This is a genomic window from Frankia sp. AgKG'84/4 (assembly GCF_023242965.2).
Classification (GTDB): domain Bacteria; phylum Actinomycetota; class Actinomycetes; order Frankiales; family Frankiaceae; genus Frankia.
The window spans coordinates 1-7007 of sequence record NZ_JALKFU020000267.1; the positions used below are offsets into that span (position 1 = coordinate 1).

Genomic DNA, 7007 nt, shown 5'->3' on the forward strand with positions numbered 1-7007 from the left:
GGTCTTCCTCGACCTGGCGCTGCCGCACGACATCGACCCGGCGGTGCGCGCGCTGCCCGGGGTGAGCCTGCTCGACCTGGAGGCGCTGCGGGTGGCGCTCGACGGCGCGCAGGTGGCGCACGATGTCGAGGCGGTCCGCAGCCTGGTCGCCGCGGAGGTCGCGGGTTTCCTCGACCGTCGCCGCGCGGTGCGGGTCGCCCCGACCGTGGTGGCACTGCGCGCGCACGCCGATTCGGTCGTGCACGGCGAACTCGCCAGGTTGCACACCCGCCTGCCCGACCTGGACGATCGGGAGTGGGATCTGGTGGAGGGCGCGGTCCGGCGCGTTGTGGACAAGCTGCTGCACGCGCCGACCGTGCGCGTCCAGCAGCTCGCCGGAGCGCCCGGGGGCGATTCCTACGCCGAGGCGCTGCGAGAACTGTTCGACCTTCCGCGTGAGGTGCCCGCCGTGGTGTCCGCGCCTGATCTTGATCTGGTGGAGCGTTCGTGACCGACCCGACGACGACCGACCCCGACGCGGCTGGCCCGGCGGCCCGGGCCAGCGCCCTGCGCGCGCGGTTCGCCGGTCGCCGGCTGCGGTTGGGAACGCGGCGTTCGGCGCTCGCGATGGCCCAGTCCGGGACGATCGCCGCCGAGCTGCGGGACAAGGTTGGCTGCGAGGTGGACCTGGTCCCGATCGTCACCGCAGGTGACCGTTCGTCGGCCGAGGTCAGTCAGATCGGTGGAACCGGGGTGTGGGTCAACGCGTTGCGTGACGCCCTGCTCGCGAACGAGATCGACCTCGCGGTGCACTCGCTGAAGGACCTGCCGACGGCGACCCCGGCTGGCGTGGTCCTCGCCGCCGTGCCCCGCCGGGAGGACACCCGGGATGTGCTCGTCTCGCCCGGTGGGCGCCGCCTGGCCGAGCTCGGCGCCGGGGCGCGGGTCGCGACCGGTGCGCCGCGCCGCGCAGCGCAGCTGCGGGCGCTCGGACTCGGCCTCGACGTCGTCGCGATCCGCGGCAACGTCGACACCCGGCTCAAGAAGGCGATCGATGGCGAGGTCGACGCGGTCGTGCTGGCGTATGCGGGCCTGGCCCGTCTGGACCGACTCGACGCCGTCACCGAGATCCTCGACCCGTCGATCATGTTGCCGGCGCCCGGCCAGGGTGCGCTGGCGGTCGAGTGCGCCGGCCTGCGGGGTCTCGCCGTCGCCGGTCCGGCTCGGGCGCTGGTCGGTGCCGCGGCCGCCGCTGGGAGGGCGGCGGACCACCCGGAGGGTCCGCGTGTGGGACGGGTCGGTGGCCATACGTGGCCAGATCATGGTCAGCCCGTCGATAGCGAGCTCGCCGAGCTGCTACGGTTTGTGCTCGATGACGCATCGTCGTCCGTCGCGGTGCGTGCGGAACGCGCGTTCCTCGCGGGAATCGAGGCCGGATGTTCCGCTCCGGTCGGCGCGCTGGCAGTGGCAGAACCAGCGCTCGCGGCGGACGCTGGCCCGGTGGCACCGGGCGAAGATGCGTCCCCCGCGGGTCGACTGCGCCTGCGGGCGGTCGTCGCCGCGCCGGATGGCAGCACCGTCCTCCGGCGTGACGTGACCGGGTCCGCCGTCGACCCGGAGGCGCTCGGGCAGCGCCTCGCGGACGACCTGCTGTCCGCCGGAGCACACTCGCTGATGGGAAATCGCTGAGCATGGCCACCCGACGCACGAAGAAGCCCGTCTCCCCGGTTGCACTGGTGGGTGCCGGCCCCAGTGACCCGGGGCTGTTGACCGTCCTGGCGGTCGAGACCCTGGCAGCGGCGGACCTCGTCGTCGCCGACCCGGACGTCGCGCCCGCTGTGGTGGAGAACCTCTCCGCCGAGGTGCTGCGCATCGGTGACCTCGAGGCGGCCAAGCCGGTCCGGGACGCCGAGGCGGCGACGGCCGCGGTCGTCAGCCGGGCCCGCGCCGGAGACAGGGTGGTCCGGCTCTACGCGTCCGACCCGTGGCTGACCCGCATTGGTGCCGCCGACGCGCAGGCCCTCGCGAAGGCGCGCATCCCCTACCGGGTCGTGCCCGGCGTCCTCACCGGCGCCGCCGTCGCCACCTATGCCGGGGTGGCCCCCGGATCTCCGATCACCTTTGCGACGACCTCCGGTGTCTTCTCCTCTTCGGGCACGCTGCCCACGCCGTCGCCGTTCGGCACCGGGGAGCCTGTCGGCCCCCTGACCGGCCCCGGGTTCGGCGCGGGCCGCCTGGGCGCCCGCCCGATGACCGGTCTCGGTGGTGGCCTCGGCTCCGGTCTTGGTGGCGGTGGCTTCGGTTCGCCCCTCGGCCTGGGTAGCCCCGGCTTCGGTGGTTTCGGCGCGCCGGCCACCTCGCCCGGTGATGTGGACTGGGCCATGCTCGCGCAGCTTCCCGGCACCCTCGTCGTGACCGCGGCGCCGGCCGAGACAGGCAAGGTCGCGGCGGCGCTGGTGGAGCACGGCCGGCCCGGGGACACCCCGATCGCGGTGACCGTTGATGGCACCACCACCGATCAGCGGACGATCACCTCCACGCTGGACCGGGTGGAGGGTGATGCCGCTCCGCTGCTGAACGCCACCACCACGCCCATCACACAGGTGGTGCTCTCCGTCGGCCCGGTGGTCGCCACCCGGTCGAAGCTGTCCTGGTGGGAGACCCGCGCCCTGTTCGGCTGGACGGTGCTGGTGCCGCGGACCAAGGAGCAGGCGGCGATTCTGTCCGACCTGCTGCGTTCGCACGGCGCGAGCCCGCTCGAGGTGCCGACCATCGCCGTCGAACCGCCCCGGACGGCCGCGCCCATGGAGCGGGCGATCACCGGTCTGGTCTCCGGCCGGTACCAGTGGGTCGCCTTCACCTCGGTGAACGCCGTGCGCGCCGTGCAGGAGAAGGTCGAGGAACGCAGCCTGGACGCCCGCGCCTTCGCTGGGGTCAAGGTGGCCGCGATCGGCGAGGCTACCGCCGACGCGCTGCGTGCCTTCGGCATCCGACCTGACCTCGTGCCCTCTGGGCAGCAGTCCAGCGAGGGTCTGCTGGAGGACTGGCCGGAGTTCGACGAGTCGCTCGACCTGCTCGACCGGGTGCTTCTCCCGCGCGCCGACATCGCGACCGAAACGCTGGTCGCCGGTTTGAAGGACCGTGGCTGGCAGGTTGATGACGTCACGGCGTACCGCACTGTTCGGGCCGCGCCGCCGCCCGCGCCGATCCGCGAGGCCCTCAAGGGCGGCCGCGTCGACGCGGTTGTCTTCACGTCCTCCTCGACCGTGCGCAACCTCGTCGGCATCGCTGGCAAGCCGCACGAGACCACGGTGATCGCCGTCATCGGCCCGGCCACCGCGGCGACCGCGCAGGAACTCGGGCTGCGGGTCGACGTGCAGGCGCCGGAGGCGACAATCCCCGCGCTGGTCACCGCGCTCGCGGACTTCGCCGCCGAGCACCGCGAGGAACTCGGCAAGATCGGCCCGCTGGCTGCCCGCCTGCCCAAGCCCCGCCGCGGCTCACGGCGGTGACCGCGCCCGGGTATCCGGGCGCGCGTCCCCGGCGGCTGCGCCGTTCGCCCGCGCTGCGCCGGATGGTCTCCAGCGTCCGGCTGAGACCGGCCGACCTGGTGCTGCCGATGTTCGTGAAGGAAGGGGTCGACCAGCCGATCCCCATCTCGTCGATGCCCGGCGTCGTCCAGCACAGCCGCACCTCGCTGCGCAGGGCCGCCGTCGAGGCGGTCGAGGCGGGCGTTGGCGGGCTGATCCTTTTTGGCGTTCCGACCGAGAAGGACGCCCGTGGCTCGGCCGCCGACGACCCTGACGGGATCGTCCAGCTGGCGCTCGCCGACCTCGTCGGCGAGGTCGGCGGGGACATCGTGGTGATGACCGATCTCTGCCTGGACGAGTACACCGACCACGGACACTGCGGCTTGCTGACCGATGCCGGCGAGGTCGACAACGACGCCACCCTGGCCCGCTACGCCTCGATCGCCGTCGCGCAGGCCCGCGCCGGCGCTGAGGTCGTCGCGCCGAGCGGGATGATGGACGGCCAGGTTGGCGCGATCCGGGCCGCGCTGGATGCCGACGGCTACCCCGACCTGCCGATCCTCGCCTACTCGGCGAAGTACGCCTCGGCGTTCTACGGCCCGTTCCGGGACGCGGCGCAATGCGCGCCACAGTTCGGCGACAGGGCCGGCTACCAGCAGGACCCGGCCCGCTCGGTGGGCGAGGCGCTGCGGGAGGTGGCGCTCGACCTCGCCGAGGGCGCGGACGCGGTGATGGTGAAGCCCGCGCTGGCCTACCTCGACGTGCTGCGGGCTGTCGCGGACGCGGTCGACGTGCCCGTTGCCGCCTACCAGGTCTCGGGGGAGTACGCGATGGTCGAGGCGGCGGCGGCGGCCGGGTGGATAGACCGCGAGCGGGCGATCACCGAGACGCTCACCGCGATCTCGCGGGCCGGGGCGGACATCATCCTGACCTACTGGGCGGTCGAAGTGGCCCGAGGCCTGGCCGCCGGCCGCTGATCCGGCACCGGACGGGCGATGCTTCGCCCGTCCGGTCCCTCGCGTGAAGATCATGAAGCGATCGTAGTCGCCCCTGCGCGTTGTATCGAACTCATGTTCGATTTCCGATGTCGGCATGGCGTCATGTGCGCTTCGGTTCCACCTTGCGGCGTTTCGGGGCGTGGGTGTGGACTTTCCCGGGCGGGGTCGATGGTGCCGCCGGCGTAGGTCGTTCGCCGGACCGCCCGCGTTCCGGGGGCGCCGGGAGACCGTCCCGCGACGTCACACCGCCCGGACGCGGGTGCTCGGCGGGTAAGAGGGGCGCCGCCCCGTCGGACAAATCCGCTTCCGAGTTCGCGCAGCGCCCGGGTCCTCCTGTCGCTGGCGTGTGGCGGCGCGCGCTGCCCGTGTCCACTTCCGCTCGCCGTGATCTCCGTCGCCTCCCGGGATACCCCTGGGGGGTAGTTGCCGACCATACGGGGGAGGGGTATCTTTCGAGCTGCCGGGCGGCCCGTCCGGCGTTGTGCGACCACGGCAGACGAGACGAGGACGACGATGACCACGACTGCCTACACCGTCACCGGTATGACCTGCGGGCACTGCGCCCAGTCGGTCACCGAGGAACTGGAGCGGCTGCCCGCGGTGTCGAGCGTCGAGGTCGACCTCGCCGACGGCCGGGTGACCGTGGTGAGTGCGGACGTGCTCGCGGACGGGGATGTCCGGGCGGCCGTCGTGGAGGCCGGTTTCGAGCTGGTCGGGCGGGCCTGACGTCCCGGGCGGACCTGACGGTCGAGTGGAGGAGCACAGGATGAGCGCCATCGGCGTCGAGGCCACGGAGCCGGGTCGCATCGAGCTCGCGATCGGCGGGATGACCTGCTCGTCCTGCGCGGCGAGGGTCGAGCGCAAGCTGAACCGGCTCGACGGCGTCACCGCCTCGGTGAACTATGCCACCGAGAAGGCCACCGTCACCCTCGCCGGCGGCGTGCAGCCACCCGCCGCCGCGCCGGTGACGATCGAGGATCTGATCCGGACGGTGCGGGCAGCCGGCTATTCGGCGAGCCTGCCGGAACGGTCGCCGACGTCCCGCGCCGAACCGCCCGCGACCGGCGTCGACCTGGACGAGGTTCCCGAACACGGCCGCGAGCGGCGGGCTGACCGGTCGGGCGCGGATGAGGCCGGCGAGGCGGACGAGGCCGGCGAGGCGGACGAGGCCGGTGACGTGAACGAGGCCGGTGACGCGGACCCGCGGGGGCTGCGGCGCCGGCTGGTCGTCTCCGCGGCGCTCGCGGTGCCGGTCCTGGTGCTGGCGATGGTGCCGGCCTGGCAGTTCGACTACTGGCAGTGGGTCAGCCTGGGTCTGACAACGCCCGTGGTGTGCTGGGGCGGCTGGCCGTTCCACGCCGCTGCGGCGCGCGGGGCCCGCCATGGCGCCGCCACCATGGACACCCTGGTGTCCCTCGGCACGCTCGCGGCCTTCGGCTGGTCGCTCTACGCGCTGGTCTTCGGCGGCGCGGGCGCACCCGGCCTGCGCCACCCGTTCTCGCTCACCGGCGGGATGGTCGATGTCGGCACCAGTGCGGCGACCGGCCACGACACGATGACCGCGCTCAGTGGCGACACCATGACCATGGGTGCTCACGATGGCGGCGGTGCCGGCACCGAGATCTACCTCGAGGTGGCCGCCGGGGTCACGGTGTTCCTGCTGACCGGGCGGTTCCTGGAGCTGCGGGCCCGGCGCCGCTCCGGCGCGGCGCTGCGTGCCCTGCTGCATCTCGGCGCCAGCGAGGTGACGGTGCGCCGGCCCGCCGAGGCGCCCGGCGCGCCCGCCGAGGTGCGGATTCCCATCGATGACCTGCGCCTCGGCGACGAGTTCGTGGTCCGTCCCGGGGAGAAGGTCGCGACCGACGGGGTCGTCCTCGACGGCCTGTCCGCTGTCGACGCGAGCATGGTGACGGGCGAGTCGGTGCCAGTGGAGGTCGGACCAGGCGACGCCGTCGTCGGCGCGACGGTCAACGCGGGCGGCCGTCTGGTCGTACGGGCCACCCGGGTCGGGGCCGACACCCAGCTCGCCCGCATCGCGCGACTGGTCGAGCAGGCCCAGAGCGGCAAGGCGCGCGTCCAGCGGCTGGCCGACCGGATCTCGGCCGTGTTCGTCCCGGTCGTGATCGCGGCCGCGCTGGTCACCCTCGGCGGCTGGCTCGCGGCCGGGCGGCCCGCGACGGATGCCTTCACCGCCGCGGTGGCGGTCATGATCATTGCCTGCCCGTGCGCGCTCGGCCTGGCGACGCCGACGGCGCTGTTGGTGGGCACGGGCCGGGGCGCCCAGCTGGGCATCCTGATCCGCGGCCCGGAGGTGCTGGAATCCACCCGACAGGTGCGGACGGTGCTGCTCGACAAGACCGGAACGGTGACCACCGGCCGGATGCGCCTGGCCGCCGTGCACGCGGCGCCGGGTGAGGATCCCGCCGAGGTGCTGCGGATCGCCGGCGCCGCCGAGGACGCCAGCGAGCACCCGATCGGCCGGGCGATCACCCAGGCGGCC

The 7007-nt window shown here is 73.7% G+C and carries 6 protein-coding genes; all 6 read left to right on the forward strand.

Annotated elements, in window-relative coordinates:
- A partial coding sequence (locus MXD58_RS16440; RefSeq protein ID WP_518478190.1) for a glutamyl-tRNA reductase occupies positions 1–490 on the forward strand: 490 nt, incomplete at its 5' end.
- Positions 487–1668 (forward strand): hydroxymethylbilane synthase, encoded by a 1182-nt coding sequence (gene hemC / locus MXD58_RS16445; RefSeq protein WP_518478192.1) that lies wholly within the window; start codon positions 487–489, stop codon positions 1666–1668. The genes MXD58_RS16440 and hemC, both read left to right, overlap by 4 nt.
- 2 nt (positions 1669–1670) lie before the next feature.
- The gene (locus MXD58_RS16450) at positions 1671–3491 is read left to right on the forward strand and encodes a bifunctional uroporphyrinogen-III C-methyltransferase/uroporphyrinogen-III synthase (protein WP_248839623.1); all 1821 of its coding nucleotides are present in this window, start codon (positions 1671–1673) and stop codon (positions 3489–3491) included.
- Between the two features lie 62 nt (positions 3492–3553).
- Complete coding sequence (gene hemB, locus MXD58_RS16455) at positions 3554–4486, forward strand: porphobilinogen synthase (RefSeq protein WP_248839650.1); 933 nt, start codon at positions 3554–3556, stop codon at positions 4484–4486.
- Between the two features lie 534 nt (positions 4487–5020).
- A complete protein-coding gene (locus MXD58_RS16460) occupies positions 5021–5233 on the forward strand; it encodes a heavy-metal-associated domain-containing protein (protein ID WP_248839624.1) in 213 nt (70 codons plus the stop codon).
- A gap of 40 nt (positions 5234–5273) precedes the next feature.
- A partial coding sequence (locus MXD58_RS16465; protein WP_250609506.1) for a heavy metal translocating P-type ATPase occupies positions 5274–7007 on the forward strand: 1734 nt, incomplete at its 3' end.

Excerpts from the sequence above, each read along its gene's own strand:
- MXD58_RS16460 (WP_248839624.1), top strand. The coding sequence starts at position 5,021 with ATGACCACGACTGCCTACACCGTCACCGGTATGACCTGCGGGCACTGC.
- hemB (WP_248839650.1), top strand. The coding sequence starts at position 3,554 with ATGGTCTCCAGCGTCCGGCTGAGACCGGCCGACCTGGTGCTGCCGATG.
- MXD58_RS16450 (WP_248839623.1), top strand. The coding sequence starts at position 1,671 with ATGGCCACCCGACGCACGAAGAAGCCCGTCTCCCCGGTTGCACTGGTG.